This window comes from Citrobacter sp. BDA59-3 (genome assembly GCF_015167655.1).
In the GTDB taxonomy this organism is placed as follows: domain Bacteria; phylum Pseudomonadota; class Gammaproteobacteria; order Enterobacterales; family Enterobacteriaceae; genus Phytobacter; species Phytobacter diazotrophicus.
Genome location: NZ_CP063427.1, coordinates 2687013 through 2709926, shown reverse-complemented (window position 1 = coordinate 2709926; position 22914 = coordinate 2687013). Strand labels below are relative to the sequence as shown.

Sequence of the window (22914 nt, the reverse complement as noted above, 5' to 3'; positions counted from 1 at the left end):
CTCTGGAAACGTTATTTATGCGTATCGGGAATACCCTGCTATGTCCTTTTTCATCAATAAAATCATGCGACGCGCGTCGTTTCTGCTCTGCCTCATTGTCGCAACAAGCGCTGGCGCACAGGAGTCAATCATCAAAAACATCGTTCTTGTTCATGGCGCGTTTACCGATGGATCGAGTTGGTCCGCTGTCACTGCGCTCCTGCAGGCCAAAGGGTATAACGTTACCGCCGTACAAAATCCGCTGACCTCTCTTAACGATGATGTGGCGGCAACGGAGCGCGTCCTGCAACGGCAACACGGCGACGTACTGCTTGTCGGCCACTCCTGGGGTGGCGCGGTGATTACCCAGGCCGGAAATGCTGAAAACGTGAAAGGGCTTGTCTATCTGTCGGCACTGGTGCCCGACAGCGGTGAATCCGTTACCGATACCCTTACGCGGCTGAATGCCCCCATGAGTGGCATGCAGCCAGATAATAACGGCTTGATTTGGCTGGATAACCCGGAGATGTTCCGCAACGTCATGGCAAATGATCTGCCTGAGCCTCAGGCGCGTTTACTTACCGCAGCACAACAACCGATAGCCGCGAAAGCCTTCAATGAAAAAGTGAACCATGCCGCCTGGCGCAATAAGCCGTCGTGGTATTTAGTCACTGAAAATGACAACGCGCTTAACCCTGCCGTACAAAACTTATTGGCGCGAGAAGCTGGCGCTAATATCACCCACCTCCCGTCAAGTCATATGTCAATGGTATCGCACCCGAAGGACGTTGCGGCGCTTATTGATAAAGCAGCACACAACATTAAACAGTGACATTACACAGGTGTATTTATCATGCAAATCCTACATATCGATTCCAGTATTACATTGGAAAATTCTGTTTCCCGTCAGTTATCTTATGAAGTTGTAAAAACGCTAACGGCAAACGGACAGTGTGAAAATATTATTTATCGTGATCTGGTTAAAGACGAAATACCTCACTTAACGGGCGACATTGCTGCCGGGTTCAGAGCAGTATCTGGCGCAGTGACCACACCTGAACTGGCCACTGAATATGCCCTTTCAGAAAAGATCGTCAACGAGTTTCTGACCAGCGATATGATTGTCATTGGTGCTCCGATGTACAATTTTATGGTCGCCAGCCAGTTGAAAGCGTGGTTAGACAGGCTCGCGCAACCTGGTAAGACGTTTCACTACACGGCAAATGGCCCGGTGGGGCTTGCGACCGGTAAGACAGTGGTTGTGGCTTCTGCGAGAGGCGGTTTCTATCACAACACGCCCCTGTCAGAAATGGATTTTCAGGAACATTATTTGCGCCATTTCTTTGCTTTTCTGGGCATCACCCAGGTGAAATTTATTCGGGTCGAGGGGGCATCAAAAGGCGAAAATATTAAGCAGCAGGAAATATTGCGGGCGCTGAACGCTATTCCCCAACTTATTGACAGCATTACACACTAATAGGAACTCGCTATGTTATACGCCGTAACGCTGTATTATTTATGCTCTGAATCAGAGCTGGGTGCCCATATTGATGCGCATAAAAAGTGGCTGGTTGAGGGTATCAGTAAAGCTGGTGTCATCCTGGCCGGACCTCTCACAAGCGGTACCGGAGGTTATATTCTGTTTCACGGTGATAATGAAAAAGATATTTACACGTATCTGGAAAAAGACCCGTTTGTCATACACAACAAGGTCAGCGTGAATGTACTTAATATCGCGCCCATGTTGTGCTCAAATGCATTTCCTGCGCAATGGGCAGCAAATGCAAAGCTAATATAATGGAACAATAAGGGGGGATTCCCCCTTTTATTGATGTCAGTCGCTGTTTGCGCCGTTACCCCCTTGCCCACCCGCTTCCTGTTGACTTAAATTGTAATAAGCGTACATTTCAGGACATGAAGACATTCCTGATAATCGTTCCTGATGGCGGCATGTTGTTTGAAGCCGCCGGTATCGCCGACATCCTGATGCAGGCTAATCGTCTGCATGCACAAGACGGCCCGCAGCCGCGCTACCGCTTCTCTCTCGCTACGACCCAACCTCACCAGGTCATCCATGGTCAATCCGGGTTAAATCTGCTCGCCGATAGCCGTTTGCATGAAATCGACCCGCGTGAGCCCTGGGATACCATCATGATTACCGGACGCGGCGAGGATGAAGACGAAGGCACCGCGGTAGTCGACTGGCTACGCCTTGCTGCCCCCCATGCGCGGCGGGTGGTCTCTATTTGCGGTGGCGCGATGTTGCTGGCCGAAGCCGGATTACTCAGTGGACGAAGAGCAACCACCCACTGGCGACTGCTGGAAACCATGCAAACACGCTTTCCTGACATCACCCTCGAAGCCGGCCCCTTGTATGTTCAGGATGGCCCTGTCTGGACCTCCGGCGGCGTCAGTTCGGGCTTTGACCTGACGCTCGCGCTGGTTGAAGACGACTACGGGTTTAGCCTCGCGTTGGAAGTGGCCCAGAATATGGTGATGTATCTGCGTCGTCCTGGCGGTCAGCTCCAGTTCAGCCGTTACAATTTGCAGCAGGCCAGTAGCGTAGGTCCCATCAGTGACCTGCAAAGCTGGATCCTTACCCATCTGAACGAAGACTTGTCGGTGGACAAGCTGGCGGAACGTGCGGCGATGAGCCCGCGTAATTTTACCCGTGTGTTCACGCGCGAAACGGGTGCGCCACCGGCGCGTTACGTTGCCGAAGCACGCCTGGCCGCGGCGCGTAACCGGCTGGAACAAACCAACGAAACGCTGGACAGGATTGCCGCTGAGACCGGCTTTGGCAGCAGTATCAATTTACGGCGAATTTTCGAACGCCAGTTACACCTTACCCCTGGCGAGTATCGTCAGCGCTTCCATTGTCGCAAAATGGCGTAAAGTGATCCTTATTTGTCGTTTACGCCAAACCACCGCCGACCTACAGTGATGACAGACATCGGATAAGAAGGAGTTCATCATGGTTAAGGTCGGCATTAACGGTTTTGGCAGGATTGGTCGTAACGTACTGCGCGCTGCGCTGGGCGATAAAGAAATTCAGATTGTGGCGATTAACGATCTGACGGACAGCAAAACGCTGGCGCATCTGTTAAAACACGATTCACTACTGGGCACCCTTCCCGTTCCCGTCGAAGCAGGCGAAGGCCAGTTAATTGTCGATGGTCAGGCCGTACGGGTGTTTAGCGAACGCGACCCGGCAAATATTCCCTGGCGTGACGTTGGCGTCGATATTGTGATTGAAGCCACCGGCTTCTTTACCGATCGCGAAAAAGCGGCGGTACACATCAGCAGCGGCGGCGCGAAACGCGTGATTATCTCCGCTCCGGGTAAAAACGATGACCTGACCATTGTGCTGGGGGTTAATGACCAGCAATACGATCCCGCACGCCATTTTGTTGTGAGCAACGGCAGTTGTACGACGAATGGTCTGGCCCCGGCCGCGCAGGTGCTGCATCAGAATTTTGGTATCGAACACGGTTTGATGAATACCACTCACGCCTACACCAACAGCCAGGCCTTGCACGACCAGCCAGAAAAAGATCTGCGTGGCGCGCGGGCGGCGGCACTCTCTATCGTGCCATATTCCAGCGGCGCGGCGAAGGCGCTGGGGAAAGTTATCCCGGAACTGGACGGCCGCCTCACCGGTTATTCCTTACGTGTGCCGGTACCTGTGGTGTCGATTGTCGACCTGACCGTGACCTTAAAACGCGATGTGACGGTAGACGAAGTGAACGCGGCTTTCCGCAACGCTGCCGAAGCCGGTCCACTGAAAGGCATTCTGGGGTACAGTGACGAACCGCTGGTCTCCAGCGATTACCAGGGCGATCCGCGCTCGTCCATTATCGATGGGCTTTCGACACTGGTGATTGGCGGTAATCTGGTGAAAATCCTCGCCTGGTATGACAACGAGTGGGGCTTCTCTAACCGCCTGGTTGACCTTGCGAAAAAGATGGCACAGCGCGGGTTGTAATAACATCCGCATAAACGAAACCACGCTGCGGCGTGGTTTTTTCGTCTTATTACTATCAGAACGTCACGGGCGTGTTCACCCATAGCACTCTGGCGACCACGGTACCGATATTGCGGTAACCATGCGGGATCTGGCTCGGGAAATAGAACGAATCCCCCTGCTCCAGGGTCCAGACATCGTCTCCCAGACGCAGTTCCAGTTCACCTTCCAGCACATAGCCCATCTCTTCGCCGTGGTGCTCAATCAGACCGTCACTGGCAACACCCGGCTCGATAATATGAATATTGCCCTGCAGCAAACCGCCCTTGTGATGCCAGGTCAGGTTCTCAAGCTCAATCCCCCCTTTTTTGCTGCGTTGCAAAAACCGTTTACGGTTACGCTGGGCAGGTTTCAGAACGGGTTGATCGGCGGTCCAGTCATCGGCCATCAGGTCGGCAATACTGGTCTCCAGCGCCTTTGCCAGACGGTGCAGCATCGCCAGTGACGGCGAAGCTGCGTCATTTTCCAGTTTGGATAACAGACTTTCCGAGCATTCCACCTTTTGCGCAAGCTGCTTGAGGGTCATTTCCTGCACCAGGCGTGCGTGGCGCAGCCGCATTCCCAGCGGGGTTCCGGTAGATTTGATGTCAGCGTTTTTTTTCATCTGTCTGCTTCATTAAAGTCTGCCTGTGGCCTGCGTCGCGCAGGCCTGGCAAGAAAAATCATCCCACAACGACGAACTGAATTTCTTTCGGTGAGCAGCCGTTAATCGGCACGATGTCCTGTGGACAGGCGGACATCACGACCACGCAATCCAGCTCGGCACGAATCTCTACATAATCACCTGCTTTACTGACGGTGGGCAACCAGGAAATAGAATAATCAGGATTTACCGGCGTGTTCATCCATAAATTGAGCGGTTGTGGCACTTCGCGGGCGCGCAGACCAATCGCATTGAGCGCCATACGCATATTATCGGCGCAGCTATCATGGTACTCCGTAATGCCCATGTTGGTGTAACGGTAGAGATCGCAGGCGGCAATCAGCGTGTCATGCACACCCGGCGAGGTATCGGTCAGCAGCGTCGCGATGGCGCGACGTTGGTTAGTCACCAGCACATCACCCGGCTGCGGGATGATTTTGTCAATAAAAGCACGGGTGTGCTCCATAGAGGCAAATTCGCTGAGATCGCTGCTGTTAAAAAACCATGTATCGCACACCTGGCTGCCAGGGGTGTTGATGATCTTAATCACCTGCCCTTTTTTCAGTAAAACGGCGCGTCCGCAGCGGGGTGGAATGGTATAAAGCTCATTGAATACCGGCGCGCCATCGGCTGAAATCGGCGAGGTTGCCGTCGGGTTGATCCCCAGCGCGTCGCCATTGTCTTTCTCGCAGCAGGTTGGGTAATGTGCAGTTGCAGTCATGATTTAACTCCTTCAAATGATTGGGATAGCTCAGTCAGCGCGCAAGCCAGCGTGCGGGCGCCTGCCGCCAGTGAGCGAGGATCGGTATATTCAGCCGGGTTATGGCTAATGCCTTGATGGCTGGGGACAAAAAGCATACTGGTCGGACAGTGTTCGGCCAGATACATGGCGTCATGAAACGCACCAGACAGCAGCTCCATATGAGCGATATCCAGCGCATTTCCGGCCGCTTGCAGAGTGTGATTGATACCGGCGTCAAAGGTGACCGGCGCTTTGTTCAATAAAGGCTCGACGGTGACGTGTTCACTCGAAAGCGAGTTCATCAACGCATCGAGCTGTGCCAGTTTTTCCGTCGATGGATGACGAAAATCGAGGGTAAAACGCACGCATGACGGGATGGTGTTGATGGCATTCGGCGTGACCTGCCAGCGGCCAAACGTCAGACGCAACGCGTCATCTGTTGCATCGCCCATCGCCTGCTCAATGTAAACAAGCTGCTCGCGGGCCAGAGTCATCGCATCCTGGCGCAGTGTCATCGGCGTGGTACCGGCATGGGCCGATACCCCATGGCAGGTAACCTGATACCAGCGCACGCCCTGAATGCCTTTAACAATAGCCAGCGGCAAATTCCGGTTTTCCAGCACCGGGCCTTGCTCGATATGTAACTCGACGAAGCAGGCCATTTCGCGGTCAGGACGCAAAGGGATCGACGCAAAGCGCGTTTGATGCTGTGCCAGCGCGTCGCGAAACGACACGCCATCCACGCCCATCACGCCAAGATGATCGGACAATCTCGCCGGGTCGACGAAGGCGCTGGATCCCATAGCTCCCGGCGCGAAGCGGCTGCCCTCTTCGTTGGTCCAGATAACCACTTCGATCGGACGCCCGGTGGTAACCTGCGCGTCATTGAGCGCTTTCAGGCACACCAGCCCGGCTATCACACCGTAACAACCGTCGTAGTTGCCACCGGATGGTTGCGTATCGATATGGCTGCCGGTGACAACGGGCGAAACGGCTAATCGCCCCGGACGGCGGAAGAATAAATTGGCGGCGGCGTCGCGGTAGACTTCGCAACCGAGTTCGCAGGCGAGATCAATAATCCACGCCCGAGCATCCAGTTCCACCTCGCTCAGCGCCTGGCGATCCACGCCGCCATTGGCTAACTTGCCAAATTCCGCCAGTTGCGCCAGCAACTGATTCAGCCACGCCTCGTCAACCTGGCGGGCGACCCGTAAGCTCGTTTCCATCATGGTAATTTCTCCAGCTCTTCGGGTTGTAGCGGCCTGCGAAACAGCGGTGCGAGGAAGCTTTTCAGATGCTCGCTTTTCGGCTGTGTGAACATCCGGCGCGGCGTACCGCTTTCAATAATGTGACCATCGGCCATGAACACAAGCCTCGACGAGATATGGGCCGCAAACGCCATCTCATGGGTGACCATCACCATGGTCATGCCCTGTCCGGCAAGGCTTCGGATAACGTCCAGCACCTCTTCTACACGTTCCGGGTCGAGCGCCGAGGTGGGCTCATCAAGCAGCAAGAGTTCCGGGTTCAGGGCCAGTGCGCGGGCAATGCCTACCCGCTGTTGCTGACCACCGGACAGCCTCACCGGCCAGTCATCGGCTTTTTGCGCCATCCCGACGCGCCCCAGCGCGGCCATTGCCGCCGCTTTTGCCGCCTGGCGTGACATCTTTTTGCCCAGCACCAGCGGTGCGGCGACATTCTCCAGCACCGTCATATGCGGCCAGAGATTGAACTGCTGGAACACCATCGACAGTGGCCTGCGCACGTCGGCAATCAGGCTGGCGCTGTCGACATGGGCGGGGCCACGCTGTGTGCCGGAATAACCGAGCAACTGCCCTTTAATCAGCACGTCGCCTTTGTCATAGGCTTCGAGAAAATTCATGCAACGCAGCGCGGTCGTTTTCCCGGAACCGGACGGGCCAATCAGGGTGACTATCTCACCGTGATCGACGCGTAAATTGATGTCATTCAGCACTACATGGTTTGCGAATGATTTACCTACATGGCGCATTTCGAGCACCGGCGCAGAGGTATTGCTCACGTTATTCTCCGGTTCGTAGTACATGACTCAGTGTTCTTACGCTCAGGCTGACACCCTGGGCCAGCAGCCAGTAGCTGATGATCAGCAGGGTGTAAGGCAGGATATAGCTGTAGGTATTGGCCACAATCTGACTCGTCGTCATGGTCAATTCCGGGACGGTAATAATTGACGCGATGGCGCTCTCTTTAATGGTCAGAATGAACTGATTACCCAACAGCGGTAGCGCAAAACGAACGGCCTGCGGCATCTGGATATGCCAGAAGCAGCGACGCGTAGAGATAGTGTTGGCGAGTGCCGCCTCGCGCTGTCCCGGCGGGATGCTGTTCCACGCGGTGCGAAAAATTTCACTGAAATAGGCGGCGCTATACAGCGTCAGCGACAGCAGAGTGGCCTCAGTCGCGCTCAGCATGATGCCGACAGACGGCAGGCCAAAGTAAATGACGGCAAGCTGCGCCAGAAACGGTGTGCCACGGATAGCCCAGACGTAAACGCGCCACAGGCGAAACATCAGGCCGCGTCGGCCACAGAGCCCGTTGATGGCAAACCCCAACAACATGCCGCCGAACGCGGCACACAGGCTTAGCCACAGCGTTACCCCCAGCGCCTGAACGTAGGCAGGCAGGTATTGTGCGAGTTCCGTCATCGTTGTTCCCTCTGCCAGTAGCGTTCCGCCTGGCGGCCCAACAGCGCCAGCAGGCTGGTCAGCAGTAAGTAGACCAGGGCGACGGCCAGATAGACCTGCAACGGCTGGTAGGTGGACGACGCCAGTTGCTGCCCCACACGCATCAGGTCGGTCAGCGCAATTACCGACACCACCGCCGAGGCTTTGATCACATCAATCAGTTCGGAAATTAGCGACGGTAGCGTTGTCCGGATAACCTGCGGCACCTGAATACGCCATAAAATCTGTCGGGGACTCACCCCGCAAATGGCTGCAGCTTCCAGTTGGCCGGGGTGAATACTGGCGAAACCACTTTTAAGAATTTGCGATTGCCAGGCGGCTGTGTTCAGCGTTAAGGCCAGCGCGGCGGCCACAAAGCCGGGAATGTTGAGACCCAACTGTGACGGCAAATAAAAGCAGAGCAGCAACTGCACCAGCACCGGCGTTCCCCGGAACAGACTGACCCATCCATGGGCCGTCATACGGTAAATCCGTAACGGGCTTGTCGACATCTGCCATACCCCAATACCCACCAGAAAACCGGCGACCATCGCCGTCAGGCACAGCGCCGCTGTAGTGAGCGCCCCTTGCGCCAGCATGGGAAGCCAGTGGATAAAGCGCGTTATGAAATCCGTCATCGTTGACTGCTCACAGCGCCGGTTCAGGCATTTCTGTCGCCGGAACGGTCATCGTGAAGCCGAACCATTTCTGTTGCAGTTCCTTCATGGTGCCATCGCGGTTGGCTTCGATAATCCCGTCGCTGATAAGCTTGACCAGGGAGGCGCTGTCGGCATCTTTACGCCCTACCCAACCAAAGAAGGTTTGTGGCCCGATCATCTCCGGGAGCGTGGCAAACACGCCGGGACGGGTTTTGATTAACGGCCCCAGGTTTGAGAGCGACTGGGCAACGCCATCAAGTCGTCGAGACGCCAGGTCAGCATAAGCTTCATCAAACGCCACATACTGTTTGATCTCTTTAATGCCTGGTTTGCCGCTCGCGCGCAGCGCCTGGTCGAAGGATTGCAGCACCTGCAACTGACCGGAACCGGCCTGTGAACCCACGACTTTGCCGCTCAGGTCATCCGGGGTTTTGATGGCGTCGTCTCCCGCCCTTTTGAGCAGTGCAACGGTGGATTCCGCTACCGGTGCGGTAAAGCCGAAGTGTTCAATACGCTGTTTATTGACGGTAACGGCAGTGACCACAAAATCGAATTTCTTCGCATCCAGCCCTGGCAAGATGCCCTGGAAAGGCAGGTCCAGTTGTTTCACTTTCACGCCTGGCAATGCTTTCGCAAGAATATGGTTCATCAGGTCAACGTCGTAGCCGACGATCTTTCCGTTATCGACATACTCAAAGGGGGCGTATCGCGCTTCCGTGGCAACGGAGATCTCTTTGGCCTCTTTAATTCTTTCAAGCAGATCGGCGCTAAACGCCTGGGCGCAAAAAAGGCTGGCGGATACCAGTGTCAGACAGGCAGGTAAAGTCAAACGGGTCAGTGTCATGGCGTGCTCTCTGAAAGTAATTTGAACATCAGTAAAGTTACTTGAACGATATTAGAGAGGCATGAAACATGCCAACTGAGTCAGTGGCAACGATAAATTTCATAGGCTTTTGAAAAATAAGCGATATCTTACAGAGGTGTTACGCAGGCGCGATCCCTGTCGGCTGTCAGGGATCGGCATGTGCACATTTGGTGTGCACGGACATGGTGCTTTTACTGCTTAAAAAGAGTGCAATGCGCGTTATCGAAAACGTGAAATCAGCCCGGCTGACGGTGTGATTTTTCCCGTAACGCCAGCGCTTCATGGCGCTTTATGAAATCATTTTTGAGCTGGCTGTAGCGCTCAGACAGATTTCCACTGTGTTCTGCCGCCTCGCGTTTTACCCTCTCGTATTCCTGAGCGATATCGCTGTGCTGGCGCAAATAATCACGAAATGCCAGATGTCGTACCGTGTGCTGGCTGCCCAGCTCAAAGGCATGAAGATGATGAGTTCGTTGATTCTCGCCTTTTACAAAATAGCGCCTGCCCGCAATACCATACTCACCTCGCGGCGTATAACCCGCCTGGCGCAGGGTGTCGTTATGTTTATCCAGCAGATGTAGCGAGGTCACCTCCAGCAGGATGTCGATGATGGGTTTTGCCGCAAGGCCGGGAACGGACGTACTGCCAATATGGTGGATAGCGACAGGTATGTCTGATAACACGCGTTGTAATAATAACGCTTCTTTCTGATAGCGCTCGGGCCATGTGGCATCACTTGGCTCGATAGAAATACGGCGTCCGGCCATCTTGTTCCCCTTAAGAGATTCGACGTTTACTGCCTGATGGTGAAGACCGGGTTGCTGGTCTTTCAGACTGAATATTCATTGCTCTCCGCGCTGGCGGTAGAGACAATCCAGTCGCGGAATTTACGACTCATTTTTTGGAGCAGCGCCGATTCGTCATAGACCAGATAATAGGCCAGCAGCGAATCAATGGCGACGCGCAACGGATTGATCAACAGCCCTTTTTTCAATTCATCACGAATAAGGGTGCTTCGAATAAGCGCAATGCCTTTCCCGGCAATCGCCGCTTCCAGTACGCCATTGGAATCAACAAATACCGGCCCTTTTTCCTCAATGGCATGCGCGATACCGGCCGCCTTAAACCAGACGGCCCAGTCCATGCGATGCTCATCATGCAGCAATGTGAATTGGGTCAGGTCCAGCAGCGAGGTAAGTGTTTGTCCATCGGGAATAAGCCCTGGACTGCATACCGGAAGAAGACGATCGTTAATCAGGCACTCCGCCTCCAGGCCCGGATAGTGCCCGGAGCCGTGTCTGATAGCAAAATTAATCCCTTCGGTTAACAAATCCACCTGACGATTCGTGGTACTGATTTGCACCTCAACACCTGGATTCTGCTTCTCAAACGCTGGCAGGCGCGGCAGCAGCCACTGAATAGCAAAGCCACTGGTACAACTGACGGTAATGCTGTTTTGCTTCTCGTCATCCATAAGACGTTGCGTCGCTTCGGATATCTGATCAAAGGCCGGACGGATAGCGCGTAAATAAATGCGCCCTTCTGTTGTCAATTCCAGCGCCCGCGCGCCACGGATGAACAAGCGTGAATGTAGCATCTCTTCGAGTTTGGACACTTGTTGGCTCACGGCGCTGGGGGTAACACATAATTCTTCGGCGGCCCGCTTAACACTCATGTGTCTTGCCGCAGATTCAAAGCACATAAGCGCATGTAAAGGTGGCAATTTCATCGTCGCGTCAATTCCATGATTTAGGAAAACTTAATTATAGAAGAAATCCTTGCTTGTCATGGCTCTGGCTAACGTTTTAGTTTTTCTGCCACCTTCTGATGAAACAAACAGGTATCACATGCGCCCTTCTGATTACGCAAGACTCTTCCTGCTGGCTGCCATTTGGGGGGCCAGTTTCCTGTTTATGCGCATTGCCGCACCCGAATTCGGCGCCGTCACGACCGCCTTTCTTCGCGTATTGTTGGGCGTTATCGGTCTTGCCGCCATCCTGGTCATGATGAAATCCCCCTTTCATTTTGAGCAAAAATTTGGCGTGGCACTGCTGCTCGGGGTGATGAATTCTGGCCTGCCTTTTCTGATGTATTGCCTGGCGGCAACGCGCTTACCGGCGGGCTATTCTGCGATCCTCAATGCCACCACCCCCTTGATGGGTGCGTTGATCGGCTGCTTCTTTTTTGGCGAGACGCTGACGCTACGTAAATGGGGAGGCGTGGTTTCAGGCATTGTCGGCATTATGATCATCACGACAACAGGTAAAACAGACGTGACCGCCAGCGTTGTCACAGGCGTTATCGCCACAGCCTGTTACGGACTGGCCGGTTTTCTGACGCGCCGCTGGATAAGCCAGGGCGGCGGGCTGGATCCGAAAATGGTCGCCTTCGGCAGCCAGCTCGGCGCCACGCTGTTTCTCTTGCCTTTCTTTGCCTGGTCAGTCGGTCGCGGCCCTGCCATTGGCTGGCTACAGGGCAATGTCTGGGCAAGCGTTATCGCGCTTGGACTCATTTGCACCGCGGTGGCCTACATTCTCTATTTCCGGCTGATTGCCGATATTGGCCCGCTGCGCTCATTAACTGTCACTTTTTTAATCCCCCCTTTTGCCGTGTTGTGGGGCTACCTCGTACTGGGGGAAACCCTGAGTGAAGGTTTTGGCATCGGGGCACTGATCGTCTGTCTTGCGGTCTGGATGATTGTCAGCCCTGGCAAAAGCGCCACGTAGTAACGTTTCAGGCTTTATCGACAGGCGCTAAGCAGGTACGGAAAAATGCATGTGCTTTTTCCGTCAATGCCGCCGATTGGGTAATATTTTTCCATACGCTGTTATGCCCGGCATTCGGGACAATAAAGAGCGTTTTCCAGAGCGCCTCCCTTGCGGCATTATGCAATTTCGCAGGGATTTCTTGTGGTATGACTTCATCGCGCTCTGCGGCGACAATCAGTATCTTCCCTCTGAAACCGGCAAGCAGCGGCCAGGCATCCGAGTCCTGCCAGCTCCTCTCCTGGCGGATTATCTGTGAAAAGGCCGGGCCGAAGTTTACCGTTGCGGCCACGGGGGTATAGACACCGGGCACGAGAAGAATAAGCGAGCGTAAATCCACCCGCGCACTGAGCTGTATAGCGTTATACGCACCCATACTGGCGCCAAGACAGCCGGTGAGCGGCACATTGAGATGCGCGATGACCGCCAGCGCCTGCCGGGTGCGGCTTTCCAGCGAGGACTGACTCATCGAACCTGTCGATGCGCCATGTCCGAGGCAGTCAAAGGCGGTGGTCCCGTAGCCCATTTCATCGAGTAGCTGGCGGTAATGGGCGAAGACCTCCCGGTCTTTCGAACCGCCGTGGATCATTAATATGTGACCATTGCTGCCATAAGAGGAGTCGCCACGCAGGGTGTGCCCGGCAAAGGGAACGTCAAAATACTCTCTGTTTATCATCTGCTTGTGCCTGGATAGATGAGCACGTCAGGCCGAGGCCGCAGCGAATAAGCCCGGCGTGGTGCCAAAGTGTGCGCGGAAGTGTTTTATCAGATGGCTTTGATCGAAGAAACCGACATCGCTGGCGACCTGCGATGCGCTTATCCCACGGGAAAGCAGCCCTTTTGCTCTGACCAGGCGAATCTGCGTCAGATACTGGTGCACTGACAGACCGGTCATGGCCTGGAAGGTACGCATAAAATAGAACTCGCTTAAGCCCGCGACGGTCGCAATCTCTTTCACGGTCAGCGTCTGCGCGTAACTGCTATGCAGAAATTCAATGGCTTTGCGGATGTCGGCGCGCATCACATCCTGACGTGCACCTTTGACTGTCCGTTCACCATAATTGCCAATGAGAATATTGAGTATCTGGTACATCACGCACGCTTTTTCCAGCGGGTCATCACTGGCATTGAGCACCTGGGCGGCATGTAGCATTCGTCGGGCAATCCGCGGGTCGTGTCGCATGCCCTCGGTACCAAAATTGACGTCTCCTCGCCCTTTCAGCACGGTTTCTGCGACGTCATTGATCAGGCTTTGCGACGGATAGAACGCGCAATAATCCCAGCCTTCATCGCGCTGCACCGCCTCGCCGGTGTGCACTTCGCCTGGCATAATCACCATTACCGTTCCCGCCGCCGCGATCCCTTTTTGTCGGCATATTCGGGTGCGCTGGGCGCCACGGGCAAACGCCGCAATCACAAACTCGTCATGGAAATGCGGCGGATAACTGTGCTCATAACATGAGGCCCGCAGGATCTCCATTCCCCCGTGCAGTTCATTATCACGCCACAGCTTGATGTCATCCCGTCTGTTTTGCGTCACGTTTTCGTTCTCCAGCCCGCTCTACCGCCATTTTTTATAAATGCGCAGGATTTTACTATCGCGATTTTTCAGGATCCTTAAGATTGCACATTCGGACAAGAAAGAAAGGGAAAAGTGATGTTGATGAAGAGTGACGCCATGCGCAAGGATGACCCTACAGCCCTGTTTCGTGGCGGTGTTGCCGCTTGCCTGCCAACCATCCCCGGCTACTGGAGTATCGGTTTCGCCGCCGGTGCTATCGGCACGTTGTCCGGGTTTACCGTCTGGCAAACGGCGTTTCTGGCGACCGCGCTCTATACCGGCTCGGCCCAGTTTTTGTTTTACTCGCTCTGGGCTGCGGGGGCAGAAATGGCTTCGGTGGTGCTGAGCGTGTTCCTGGTGAATTTACGCTACCTGCTGATGAGTTCGGCAATGAGCGTGTTCTTTCGCGAGCAGACAACGCTGCAGAAAATCGTGAGTGGCTTACTGTTGACCGATGAAACCTTCGGCGTGGCGGTTCAGCGCGGCGGCCATCAGGGAACGGTACCCTTTGCCTGGATGTTTGGGCTTAACCTGGCCGCGTGGCTGAACTGGATCCTCGCCTGTATGGTGGGTGGATGCCTGGCCTCTGCGCTGCCACCTGCATTAATGGAAGGATTAAGTTTCAGTCTGGTATCGATGTTTATCGGTCTGGTGCTGATGATTTGGTTTGCCAGTCGGCAGAAAAAACTCGAAACGTTCAGCGTGGCAATAGCGGTACTCATTACGCTCTTTGCCGCCGGTCATATGGAGTTAAGTGTCATAGTGATTGTCGCCGCTTCTCTGTCGGCAACACTGGCTACGGTATTGTTACGCGCGACGCAGAAAGGAGCGAAATAAGATGGAGCGGAATATTTTACTGACAATTGCGATCGCGGCCCTGGTGACGGCGCTGATGCGCACGGTGCCGATTTTACTACTTTCCCGCTTTCGTCTGGCTCCGGTCGTTCAGCAGTGGCTGGGGTTTATTCCCGCCGCCATTATGGCTGCCATTATCACGGCGGAACTTATCGAAAAACCGGCCCTGACCAGCAACGGAATAAGCATATCGTTACTGGCGGCTGCCATCGCCGCCCTTACCGGGATTATCACGCGTGGGCTTTTTGCCACCGTTATTGCCGGGATGGTAGCTTATTCAGGCCTGCGCTATTTTTTCGGCCTGTAGTCACAGACTGATGCTGTAACGGACGACATCGCCCAGTTCCGCAAGCTGATCATACAGTTTTCGGGCTGGGTTGTTCGTCCGGGTCACCCAGTAGAGTTTTGCCCAGCCGCTTTTTTCACCCTCCTGACGAATTGCCTCAATCAGCGCTCGCCCCGCACCGCGACCGCGCAGTTGTGCATCCACATAAAGGTCTTCCAGATAACAGATGGGCTTCGTGACCCAGGTACCTTCATGCATGACGCACAGGGCAAAACCCACCAGTTGACCATCCATAACGGCGACACGGCATAATAGTGTGGATTCGGGGGAATGAATGCGCGCCCAGGTGGCGCGCGTAACGGCATCACTTAGCGTGCTGCCCGCAAAATCAAGATAGCCCTGCCACAGCACTGACCACACAGCATAATCGTCAGGTCTGGCCTCGCGTACTTCCACGTCCATTTTTTATCCTTTTGAAATATCACGCGAGGAGCGATAGTACGCCTGTTTTTCCCTGCAAGACAGTTCAGTTTTCCGGTAGCAGGCGTTGGCATACGTCACGTACAAACGTCCGTAACCAACGGTGCGCCGGGTCGCCTTCTGTTCGGGGGTGCCACAGTAGCGATACGGTGATCCCGCGTGTTTTCACCGGCAGCTCGAATATCGACAGATCGGCGACCGCCGACCGATGAATGAGAAACGAAGCCGGAACCAGCGCCACCAAATCCGTCGCCCGGGCAACAGCCAGCGCAGCGGGAAAACCGGGAACGAGGGCTGCCACTTTGCGCGTAAGGCCGACCTCTGCCAGTGCATCATCCACCGGGCCGGAAAGTGTTCCCCGGCGCGAGGCCACGACATGCTTCCATTCACTGTAATGTGACGTTGTCACTTCTTTAAGCTGGGCCAACGGATGCCCTTTTCGCACCACGCCGACGAACCTGTCGCGAAACAGCGCCTGGACGCGGATCTCCGGCCCCATCTCACCGAGCACGCCAATCTCAAGATCCACCAGCCCTTCACGTAAAGGGTGCGGCGTTTTCTCCGGCTTTGCGGCAAAACGCAGAGTGATACCCGGTGCAATAGCCGCGGCTTCGGCAACCAGTGCCGGACCGAACACCTCCACAAAGCCGTCGTTGGCACGCAGGGTAAAAAGCTGTTCATGGGTGCTGATGTTGAGCTCGGTCTGTGCCGGGCGCAGTAACGCGCGGGTTTCGAAAACCGCGTTTTGCGTACGCGCGCGGATCCCTTCGGCATAGGGCGTTAACACCATGTTGCGCCCCGCCCGCACCAGTAAGGGATCGCCGGTGGTCTCCCGCAGGCGACCAAGCGTGCGGCTCATCGCCGAGGCACTTAGCCCCAAATGGCGTGCCGCACCCGCAACACTTTTTTCAGCAAGCAGAACGTCCAGTGCAAACAGAAGGTTCAGATCGGGTTCGGTCATCATATGTCCTGTATTGAGATAAGGCGTTTGGTGCAGGTTATAAGTGCAAATGCTGCGTCTTCCGCCCTGTATATCCAGTCATTATAGTGACCTCTCGCATCTATTTCGCAGAGGTTTTTTATGCATTTGTTCTCTGACCAGCCGGGTGATGAAGGACTGCCGGGACACGAACGCCGTCTGGCGATGGTGGCGGTAATGACCAGCACCACGATGGCTGTTTTTGACGGCTCGATGGTCAATATCGCCCTGCCACAAATTGCCCGTGTGCTTGAAGTTTCCTCCGGCGATGCGGTGTGGGTTGCCAATGGCTATCTGTTATCCGCCGCCATGACGCTGGCCATTTTCGCCGCACTGGCTCCCCGGACGGGCTTTCGTGCCCTCTTTGCCGCCGGGATAAGCCTCTTTACGCTGGCGTCTCTGGGCTGTGCGCTGTCGACCTCACTGGAGATGCTGGTGCCGATGCGACTGTTGCAGGGAATTGGCGGTGCCGCGACATTAAGTATTGCGCCTGCCATTTTGCGCTCCATTTTCCCTGGCCGTTTACTGGGGCGGATCCTGGGGATCCACGCCCTGCTCATCGCCGCCAATACGGCCATCGCCCCGGTGATCGGCGGTGCCTTACTCTCCTCCCTCGGCTGGCAATGGTTGTTCGCGATAAATCTCCCTTTTGGTGTCATCGCCCTGCTACTGACGCTGCGCGTGGTGCCTGTCCATCGCGGTATCATTCGCGGGCGCTTTGATGTTGCCGGCGCCTTCTTTTCAGCCATCATGCTGGGTGCTGTGATCATGGCCTCAAACGCCTTCTCGCGGCCCGGTGAAGCCGGGGGCTCGCTATTAACCCCGGCGATCTACGGGCTTGTTGCCGTTGTCTCGGGTATCGCTTTTGTTTACCGTCAGCGCCGGGCGGCACAACCTTTACTGCCACTTACGCTTTTTGCCTCTGCCCGCTTCTCTCTGGCCGCCTTAACCTCGCTCGCGTCGTTCGTCAGCCAGGGGATGACCTTCGTTGCGCTGCCGTTTCTGTTTCAGAGCGTTTATGGCTACAGTGCGTTTACCTCAGCACTGCTTTTTACCGCCTGGCCCGTCGGGATTGTGCTGGTTGCTCCCCACGCCGGACGGCTGGCCGATCGCTATGCCCCGGCCGTTATTTCCACTGTCGGATTATGCCTCTTTGGCGTCGGGCTCCTGTTGTTAGCGCTGTTGCCGGAAAACGCGCCGGTGTGGGATATCAGCCTGCGTGGTCTGGTGTGTGGGATAGGGTTTGGTTGTTTTCAAAGCCCCAATAACCGGGAGATGCTGGCCAGCGCCTCACGGGAACACAGCAGCTATGCGTCGGGTATTCTCGCTATCATGCGCACGTTTGGTCAGTGTCTGGGGGCGGCTTTTATTGGCGTGATTTTGTCAGTTTACGCGCCGTCAGGCACGCTGGCCCAGGAGGCGTTCGCAGTACGTCTGGGGTTGTGGCTGGCGGCGGGCGCGACGCTACTGGCGATCATGGTGAGCATCAGTCGTTTAAAAACCCGGCCCGCAATGTAAGTCAGACCTGAAATGCCGTTCGCAGAAGAGGTTGAACGGCATTTTTACCCTACTCACCCAGAATAACAAACCGCGAGCTGGCAAAAGCCTCATAGACATGCTGATTAGGGAATGGCGGGAAAGTGGTTTTTTTTGCCGCACTGACCAGCGCCTCACAGTAGGCTTTATTCCCATCACGCGACTCGACATTCTGAAGCTTGCCATCGTAAGCAAAATCCATGTGCAGTCGGCATTTTTTATTCTTCCAGGCGTGGCGGTCGGCTAACTGGGATTCAATAGCCTCTTTTATGGCAAGTGCCTGTCTTCCGTATTCATCCGGGTCGGTATAACGTCCGGAATCGCAGTCGCTCAGCGCGATCGTTTTATGGCAGTTATCCGGATGAAACGGTGTACACCCGGCAACCGCACCCGCCAGGACGACGAGCATCAAAATGTTTTTCATTTCCTTCCCGCTAAAATCATTAATTAAATTTAATTATCAGTAAGTTATTTTAGTTGACTGGCGAAAACATAGCATGATTTATGGCAGCCCTGCACGGGGCTTCCGTCTATTTAAAACTCTCAAGCGCACGCTTTTGCTTCCCTTTGCTATCGAAATTCTCCCGGTTAAGCCAGGCTTCGAGCGCTGCACGCAGCGGAGGCCATTCACTGTCGATAATGGATAGCCAGTCGGTATCGCGATTGCGCTGCTTGCGGGTCATCACCTGGCGAAAACGGCCTTCAAACGTGAACCCGATGCGCTCAGCGGCGCGCCGTGAGGCGATATTCGTTGAGTCGCAGCGCCATGCCACCCGGCGATAACCCAGCGCGAAGGCCTGGCTCAGCAATAAATAGAGCGCTTCTGTACCCATCACGTTGCGTTGCATCAGCGGGGACCAGGTCACATGACCGATTTCAATGGCCCCGTTAACGGTATCAATTGCACTCCAGCACACCACGCCGCAGGCACGATTATTGGTACAGTTGATGACGGCATACGGCACCAGGCTGTCATCCGCGATTTTGTGAACGATCCAGGCAGCCATCTCTTCGCGCGTCTGTGGTTTATTTGCTCCCAGCCATGTCCAGTCACGGTCATCATCTGCCAGCGAAAAAGCCTGGAGAAGCGCGTCGCAATGGTTTGAGTCGAGGGGCGCTAACTGGCAGTACTGGCCGGGAAGCGCGACGCGTGCAGGTTTGGCAACGGGTTGCCAGTCTGGCAGCGCAAAACCGACCTGCTGACCGTACTGGTTGATTTGAGTGGTGTTCGTCATCAGTGACATCCTTAATTAAGCGACAGATGTTTACCTTATCTTTCATCTTTTTATCGCGGCGTGCATTAACGATTACGGCATACTGTTAATAATGGCGCAATATTGTTTGATGATTATGTCGCCCTTCTGATGCCGGGTCTGGAGAACATCACGTGAGATATCACCCCCTTTTGCGACTTGCGCTTGTGCTAAGCATGCTGGTGCCAGTGGTTAGCCTTGCCGCTTTACCCGTCGGGCCGCAGGTCGGCGACCAGGATTTATCCCCGTTTTACCGCTGGAATAGTGCGCTACCCGATAAACCCGGCGTTATGCTGCGTGAAGAGCCCATGAAACACCAGCCGGAGATCGCTGCGGCACAATCGCGGCGCATCCTCTACACCTCCCGCGACGTGCGCTGGAATGCCGGTATTGTCCCCGTGAGCGGGACGCTCTATTTTCCGCAAGGCAAACCGCCGTCAGGCGGCTGGCCGCTGATTGCCTGGGCACACGGCACGTTGGGTGTCGCTGACTCCTGCGCCCCCTCATGGACAGGACATGCGCCGCGCGACGCGAGTTACATCAATAAATGGTTGCAACAAGGGTTTGCCGTCGTCGCAACGGATTATCAGGGGCTTGGCGGGCCGGGGCCGCACCCTTATCTGATTTGGCAAGCCGAAGGACGCTCCGTGCTTGATAGCGTCCGCGCGGCGTTGCAGGCCCACCCGCAGCAGCTCGCTAATCGCCTTGTGATAACCGGGCAATCACAAGGCTCGGGGGCCTCACTGGGTGCAAGCTATATTGCCCCGGGCTACGCGCCGGAACTCAAACTACTGGCGACCATTGCCACCGGTCTGGTGGCGACATTCCCTGACGGCCCCGTTGCGGCGGGTGACGGACGAATTCATGGCACACCACCCCGCCTGGAAATGTTACGCCTGATCGGAGGTTCGCTGGCGGATGATGCGCCAGCACCTGAATCGCTGGTGACAGACAACGGGACAAAGCTGCTGGCACGGGCCAGGGTTTCCTGCATGCCTGAACTCGGGCATGTTCAACGCCGCCTGCATCTGAATGCCAACAATGCGTTTATTGGCGGCAGCGAGCGTATCACCTCTGTGTTAAAACCCGTCACGGATATGCCATCAGCGCGCTTTACCGCGCCGCTGTTTCTGGCGACCGGTCTGGCGGATCGCACGCTGTCCCCCTATCACCAGTATGCCGCCGTGGCGGCACTGTGTGCGGCAGGTAACCCGCTTGAATGGAAAACCTATCAGGGCATCACCCATAACGGTATTGTGAATACCGCGTTTGCAGATGAGCTCACCTTTGTTCAGGCGGTGCTGGCGGGTAAACCGCGACCAGACAGTTGTGGGACGTTGGTTGTACCGGGCAAGGCCCAGCCCGCACTAAAGGATATCTTGTATAACAACTGATTTTTTAAGCGCAGCCGTTTCTGAGAGAATGGCGGCGCTCTACAATACGGCCCCAACTGGTAACACCCTAAAAAGGATGCCTTATGTTTTTACGCGTAACGACGGAAGTCACTGAGCAAGAACAAAACGAGTTACTGGACGGTTTACGGGAGTTTAATCGTCCCTTTCTCCGCAATCGTGAATGGGGACCTGTTGGCGTCTTTTGTCGTGATGTAAACGGTAAAATGACCGGCGGATTGATTGGCACGTGTAAAAGCGAATGGCTGTGTATCAGCTACTTATGGGTTAGCGAAGCCCTGCGTGGTAGCGGGCTGGGTACAGAACTGATAAAGGCCGCAGAGAAAGAAGCGGTAAAACAGGGTTGCCAGCAATCACTGGTGGATACCTTCAGCTTTCAGGCATTAGCGTTTTACCAAAAACTGGGTTATGTACTGCAGATGACGCTGGATGACTTTCCGGAAAAAGGCATCCAGCGCCATTATCTTACTAAGACGCTGGTCAGCCTGTAACGCTTAGAGGGCCTCCGGGTTGGCAAGCGCCCGGTCCCTGCCCTGAATTTTTGCCATATACAGCGCCTTATCTGCCCCCTCTTTCAGGCGATTCGCGTCATCTTCATTCCCGCTACCGATCAGGGAAAAACAGCCCGCACTGATGGTGACGACTTTGTTTGTCGCCCCCGATTCGACGTGGGGAATTCTTGCGCTGCGCACCGCCGTCACCGCCTGACGAGCAACAAACAGCGCGGCTTCCGGCCCGGTATCCGGCAGAATGATCGCAAACTCTTCGCCCCCGTATCGGGCAATCAAATCGGAATTACGCAGTTTGAGCTTCTGGATGACTTCGCCCACCGCGCGCAGGCAGTTATCGCCCGCCACATGGCCATAGAAGTCGTTATAGCGTTTAAAAAAGTCGATATCGAGCATCACCAGTGAAACCGGCTTTTTACTCAATGAAGAGGCTTTCAGGCTTTGGCTCAAAAACAGATCGAACTGACGGCGGTTGGCAAGTCCGGTTAAACCGTCGGCCAGCGCCATCAGTTGCAACGTGTGGTTGATGCTGGTCAGCTCATCACGCAGTTCCGCCAGTTCGGTCTGATTACGCACATTCATTCGCACCTGGCGAAAAACGATAATTCCCATGAGTAAGGTGCCGAGCAGTAACATGGCGTTGAGCACCAGGTCCGGCAAACTGTCCTTCAGCCAGCGTGACCAGAGTGCCGGTTTGTCATAACCGGCGGCCACGACCAGCGGATAACGTTCAAGGCGCGCGAAGCCATAGATGCGCTCGACGTGATCCAGCGCCGAAACCCAGGTTGCATTACCGCGATCTTTTTTCGCCAGTTCACGGGTAAAGAGCGGGCTCGCTGAAAGGTTGCGGTTAATGACATCATCCGGGAAAGGACGGACATACAACGCCGTACCGTCAGTGATCATTAAGGCCAGCAGATCCCGATTTTCCAGTTCGAAATAGCTGTAAAAGTGACGGAAGTAATCTACCCGGATGGTGGCGAGCACTACGCCAGCAAAACCGCCTGCGGAATCGCTGATGCGCATGGATACGGGAATCACCAGATCGCCTGTTGAACGGCTCGTAATTACCCGTCCGATATGAATGTTGTTATGCCCGTTACGCTGATGATAGGTAAAGTATTCGCGGTCGCTGCTGTTGCTGACCATCGGGAACCGGCCAAGCGCCGTGGCTTTCATGTTTCCCTGCGCATCATAGATGAACAATCCGTGCAGTTGCGGCAGGCGCTCTTTCAGGTCTGCTAACAGCACATCGAAGCGACCCGCATTCAATGTCGAGATACTGTCTGACGGTATGGTTCGGCGAATATCGCGCAGCGCCAGTTCTGTCTGTAAAATAGTATCTTCCGCCTGACGCGCCTGAGAAACGGATAAGTTGATGGCATTACGCTCCATATCCTCGACGGCACGATCCCAGGAACGGGTCAGCGTCCAGCTACTGGTCATCACCCCCGCCAGCAATAATGCGGTCATGAAAAAAGTGATGCTACGTCCCAGGGAGGAATCCAGAGCAAGCGCGCCTGAAATATGTTTGTTGATGTTCATTTTTTCCCCGTGCTTCACATCCCGTTCTTTAAGTTAAGCATGAAAATACGATGATTTATAAGCAAAATCATGTTCTGCTAAGGATGAACTGAGATGTCTCGCGCTATCATCAGCGAGTG

Annotated in this window: 27 protein-coding genes; 11 read left to right on the top strand and 16 right to left on the bottom strand. The window is 55.0% G+C overall.

What is annotated here, in order from left to right:
• Window positions 1–64 precede the first annotated feature (64 nt).
• From IP582_RS12720 to gap, 5 genes are all read left to right on the top strand, one after another.
• Complete coding sequence (locus IP582_RS12720) at window positions 65–811, top strand: alpha/beta hydrolase (RefSeq protein ID WP_228007992.1); 747 nt, start codon at window positions 65–67, stop codon at window positions 809–811.
• Between the two features lie 21 nt (window positions 812–832).
• A complete protein-coding gene (locus IP582_RS12715; protein WP_193793369.1) occupies window positions 833–1456 on the top strand; it encodes an FMN-dependent NADH-azoreductase in 624 nt (207 codons plus the stop codon).
• Between the two features lie 12 nt (window positions 1457–1468).
• Entirely contained in the window at window positions 1469–1777 is a 309-nt protein-coding gene (locus IP582_RS12710) for a YciI family protein (protein WP_193793368.1), read from the top strand.
• Between the two features lie 116 nt (window positions 1778–1893).
• The gene (locus tag IP582_RS12705) at window positions 1894–2874 is read left to right on the top strand and encodes a GlxA family transcriptional regulator (protein WP_193793367.1); all 981 of its coding nucleotides are present in this window, start codon (window positions 1894–1896) and stop codon (window positions 2872–2874) included.
• A gap of 79 nt (window positions 2875–2953) precedes the next feature.
• Window positions 2954–3964 carry a type I glyceraldehyde-3-phosphate dehydrogenase gene (gene gap, locus IP582_RS12700; RefSeq protein WP_110295332.1) on the top strand — a complete coding sequence of 337 codons (1011 nt, stop codon included), beginning with the start codon at window positions 2954–2956 and terminating at the stop codon, window positions 3962–3964.
• Between the two features lie 55 nt (window positions 3965–4019).
• Here the strand turns inward: gap and IP582_RS12695 are convergent, their stop codons facing one another.
• The 9 genes from IP582_RS12695 to gcvA all read right to left on the bottom strand — a co-directional run bounded on the left by IP582_RS12695 (window position 4020) and on the right by gcvA (window position 11343).
• A complete protein-coding gene (locus tag IP582_RS12695; RefSeq protein ID WP_039079025.1) occupies window positions 4020–4607 on the bottom strand; it encodes a cupin domain-containing protein in 588 nt (195 codons plus the stop codon).
• Window positions 4608–4665: 58 nt separating this feature from the next.
• On the bottom strand, window positions 4666–5367 hold the full coding sequence (locus IP582_RS12690; RefSeq protein ID WP_079497428.1) for a DUF1989 domain-containing protein: 702 nt from the start codon (window positions 5365–5367) through the stop codon (window positions 4666–4668).
• The gene (locus IP582_RS12685) at window positions 5364–6617 is read right to left on the bottom strand and encodes a M20 family metallo-hydrolase (RefSeq protein ID WP_193793366.1); all 1254 of its coding nucleotides are present in this window, start codon (window positions 6615–6617) and stop codon (window positions 5364–5366) included. Before IP582_RS12685 ends, IP582_RS12690 begins: the two co-directional genes overlap by 4 nt.
• Complete coding sequence (locus IP582_RS12680) at window positions 6614–7399, bottom strand: amino acid ABC transporter ATP-binding protein (RefSeq protein ID WP_304490033.1); 786 nt, start codon at window positions 7397–7399, stop codon at window positions 6614–6616. Before IP582_RS12680 ends, IP582_RS12685 begins: the two co-directional genes overlap by 4 nt.
• Before the next feature lie 31 nt (window positions 7400–7430).
• Window positions 7431–8072 carry an amino acid ABC transporter permease gene (locus IP582_RS12675; RefSeq protein WP_039079028.1) on the bottom strand — a complete coding sequence of 214 codons (642 nt, stop codon included), beginning with the start codon at window positions 8070–8072 and terminating at the stop codon, window positions 7431–7433.
• Window positions 8069–8728, bottom strand: coding sequence for an amino acid ABC transporter permease (locus IP582_RS12670; RefSeq protein WP_193793365.1), 660 nt, complete (start codon window positions 8726–8728; stop codon window positions 8069–8071). Before IP582_RS12670 ends, IP582_RS12675 begins: the two co-directional genes overlap by 4 nt.
• Before the next feature lie 10 nt (window positions 8729–8738).
• Entirely contained in the window at window positions 8739–9593 is an 855-nt protein-coding gene (locus IP582_RS12665) for a transporter substrate-binding domain-containing protein (protein ID WP_125124679.1), read from the bottom strand.
• 257 nt (window positions 9594–9850) lie between these two features.
• Window positions 9851–10381 carry a GrpB family protein gene (locus tag IP582_RS12660; protein WP_193793364.1) on the bottom strand — a complete coding sequence of 177 codons (531 nt, stop codon included), beginning with the start codon at window positions 10379–10381 and terminating at the stop codon, window positions 9851–9853.
• Between the two features lie 62 nt (window positions 10382–10443).
• Window positions 10444–11343 (bottom strand): transcriptional regulator GcvA, encoded by a 900-nt coding sequence (gene gcvA, locus IP582_RS12655; RefSeq protein ID WP_193793363.1) that lies wholly within the window; start codon window positions 11341–11343, stop codon window positions 10444–10446.
• 118 nt (window positions 11344–11461) lie between these two features.
• Here gcvA and IP582_RS12650 point away from each other — a divergent pair, with 118 nt between their 5' ends.
• Window positions 11462–12340, top strand: coding sequence for a DMT family transporter (locus tag IP582_RS12650; RefSeq protein ID WP_193793362.1), 879 nt, complete (start codon window positions 11462–11464; stop codon window positions 12338–12340).
• Between the two features lie 7 nt (window positions 12341–12347).
• On the opposite strand, the gene IP582_RS12645 is transcribed toward IP582_RS12650, so the two are convergent.
• Window positions 12348–13055, bottom strand: coding sequence for an alpha/beta fold hydrolase (locus tag IP582_RS12645; RefSeq protein ID WP_193793361.1), 708 nt, complete (start codon window positions 13053–13055; stop codon window positions 12348–12350).
• A 27-nt stretch (window positions 13056–13082) separates the two neighbouring features.
• The gene (locus IP582_RS12640; RefSeq protein WP_039079034.1) at window positions 13083–13919 is read right to left on the bottom strand and encodes an AraC family transcriptional regulator; all 837 of its coding nucleotides are present in this window, start codon (window positions 13917–13919) and stop codon (window positions 13083–13085) included.
• A 117-nt stretch (window positions 13920–14036) separates the two neighbouring features.
• Between IP582_RS12640 and IP582_RS12635 the strand changes: the two genes are divergently transcribed.
• Together IP582_RS12635 and IP582_RS12630 are read left to right on the top strand one after the other, a co-directional pair.
• A complete protein-coding gene (locus IP582_RS12635) occupies window positions 14037–14777 on the top strand; it encodes an AzlC family ABC transporter permease (RefSeq protein WP_193793360.1) in 741 nt (246 codons plus the stop codon).
• Window position 14778: 1 nt separating this feature from the next.
• Window positions 14779–15102 carry an AzlD domain-containing protein gene (locus IP582_RS12630; protein ID WP_193793359.1) on the top strand — a complete coding sequence of 108 codons (324 nt, stop codon included), beginning with the start codon at window positions 14779–14781 and terminating at the stop codon, window positions 15100–15102.
• On the opposite strand, the gene IP582_RS12625 is transcribed toward IP582_RS12630, so the two are convergent.
• Window positions 15103–15543: a GNAT family N-acetyltransferase gene (locus tag IP582_RS12625; protein ID WP_193793358.1), complete on the bottom strand. Its 441-nt coding sequence runs from the start codon at window positions 15541–15543 to the stop codon at window positions 15103–15105.
• A 64-nt stretch (window positions 15544–15607) separates the two neighbouring features.
• Complete coding sequence (locus IP582_RS12620; RefSeq protein ID WP_193796261.1) at window positions 15608–16522, bottom strand: LysR family transcriptional regulator; 915 nt, start codon at window positions 16520–16522, stop codon at window positions 15608–15610.
• A gap of 120 nt (window positions 16523–16642) precedes the next feature.
• On the opposite strand from IP582_RS12620, the gene IP582_RS12615 reads away from it, so the two are divergent.
• Window positions 16643–18058, top strand: coding sequence for an MFS transporter (locus tag IP582_RS12615; protein ID WP_193793357.1), 1416 nt, complete (start codon window positions 16643–16645; stop codon window positions 18056–18058).
• Between the two features lie 49 nt (window positions 18059–18107).
• On the opposite strand, the gene IP582_RS12610 is transcribed toward IP582_RS12615, so the two are convergent.
• Both IP582_RS12610 and IP582_RS12605 read right to left on the bottom strand, forming a co-directional pair.
• The gene (locus tag IP582_RS12610) at window positions 18108–18500 is read right to left on the bottom strand and encodes a cell envelope integrity TolA C-terminal domain-containing protein (protein WP_193793356.1); all 393 of its coding nucleotides are present in this window, start codon (window positions 18498–18500) and stop codon (window positions 18108–18110) included.
• A 106-nt stretch (window positions 18501–18606) separates the two neighbouring features.
• Window positions 18607–19311 (bottom strand): GNAT family N-acetyltransferase, encoded by a 705-nt coding sequence (locus IP582_RS12605; RefSeq protein WP_193793355.1) that lies wholly within the window; start codon window positions 19309–19311, stop codon window positions 18607–18609.
• Between the two features lie 152 nt (window positions 19312–19463).
• On the opposite strand from IP582_RS12605, the gene IP582_RS12600 reads away from it, so the two are divergent.
• Window positions 19464–20723 carry a lipase family protein gene (locus IP582_RS12600; protein WP_228007882.1) on the top strand — a complete coding sequence of 420 codons (1260 nt, stop codon included), beginning with the start codon at window positions 19464–19466 and terminating at the stop codon, window positions 20721–20723.
• A gap of 83 nt (window positions 20724–20806) precedes the next feature.
• Window positions 20807–21232 (top strand): GNAT family N-acetyltransferase, encoded by a 426-nt coding sequence (locus IP582_RS12595; RefSeq protein WP_193793354.1) that lies wholly within the window; start codon window positions 20807–20809, stop codon window positions 21230–21232.
• Window positions 21233–21235: 3 nt separating this feature from the next.
• Here the strand turns inward: IP582_RS12595 and IP582_RS12590 are convergent, their stop codons facing one another.
• Window positions 21236–22795, bottom strand: a complete 1560-nt coding sequence (locus IP582_RS12590; RefSeq protein WP_193793353.1) for a sensor domain-containing diguanylate cyclase — start codon at window positions 22793–22795, stop codon at window positions 21236–21238.
• Between the last annotated feature and the right edge of the window lie 119 nt (window positions 22796–22914).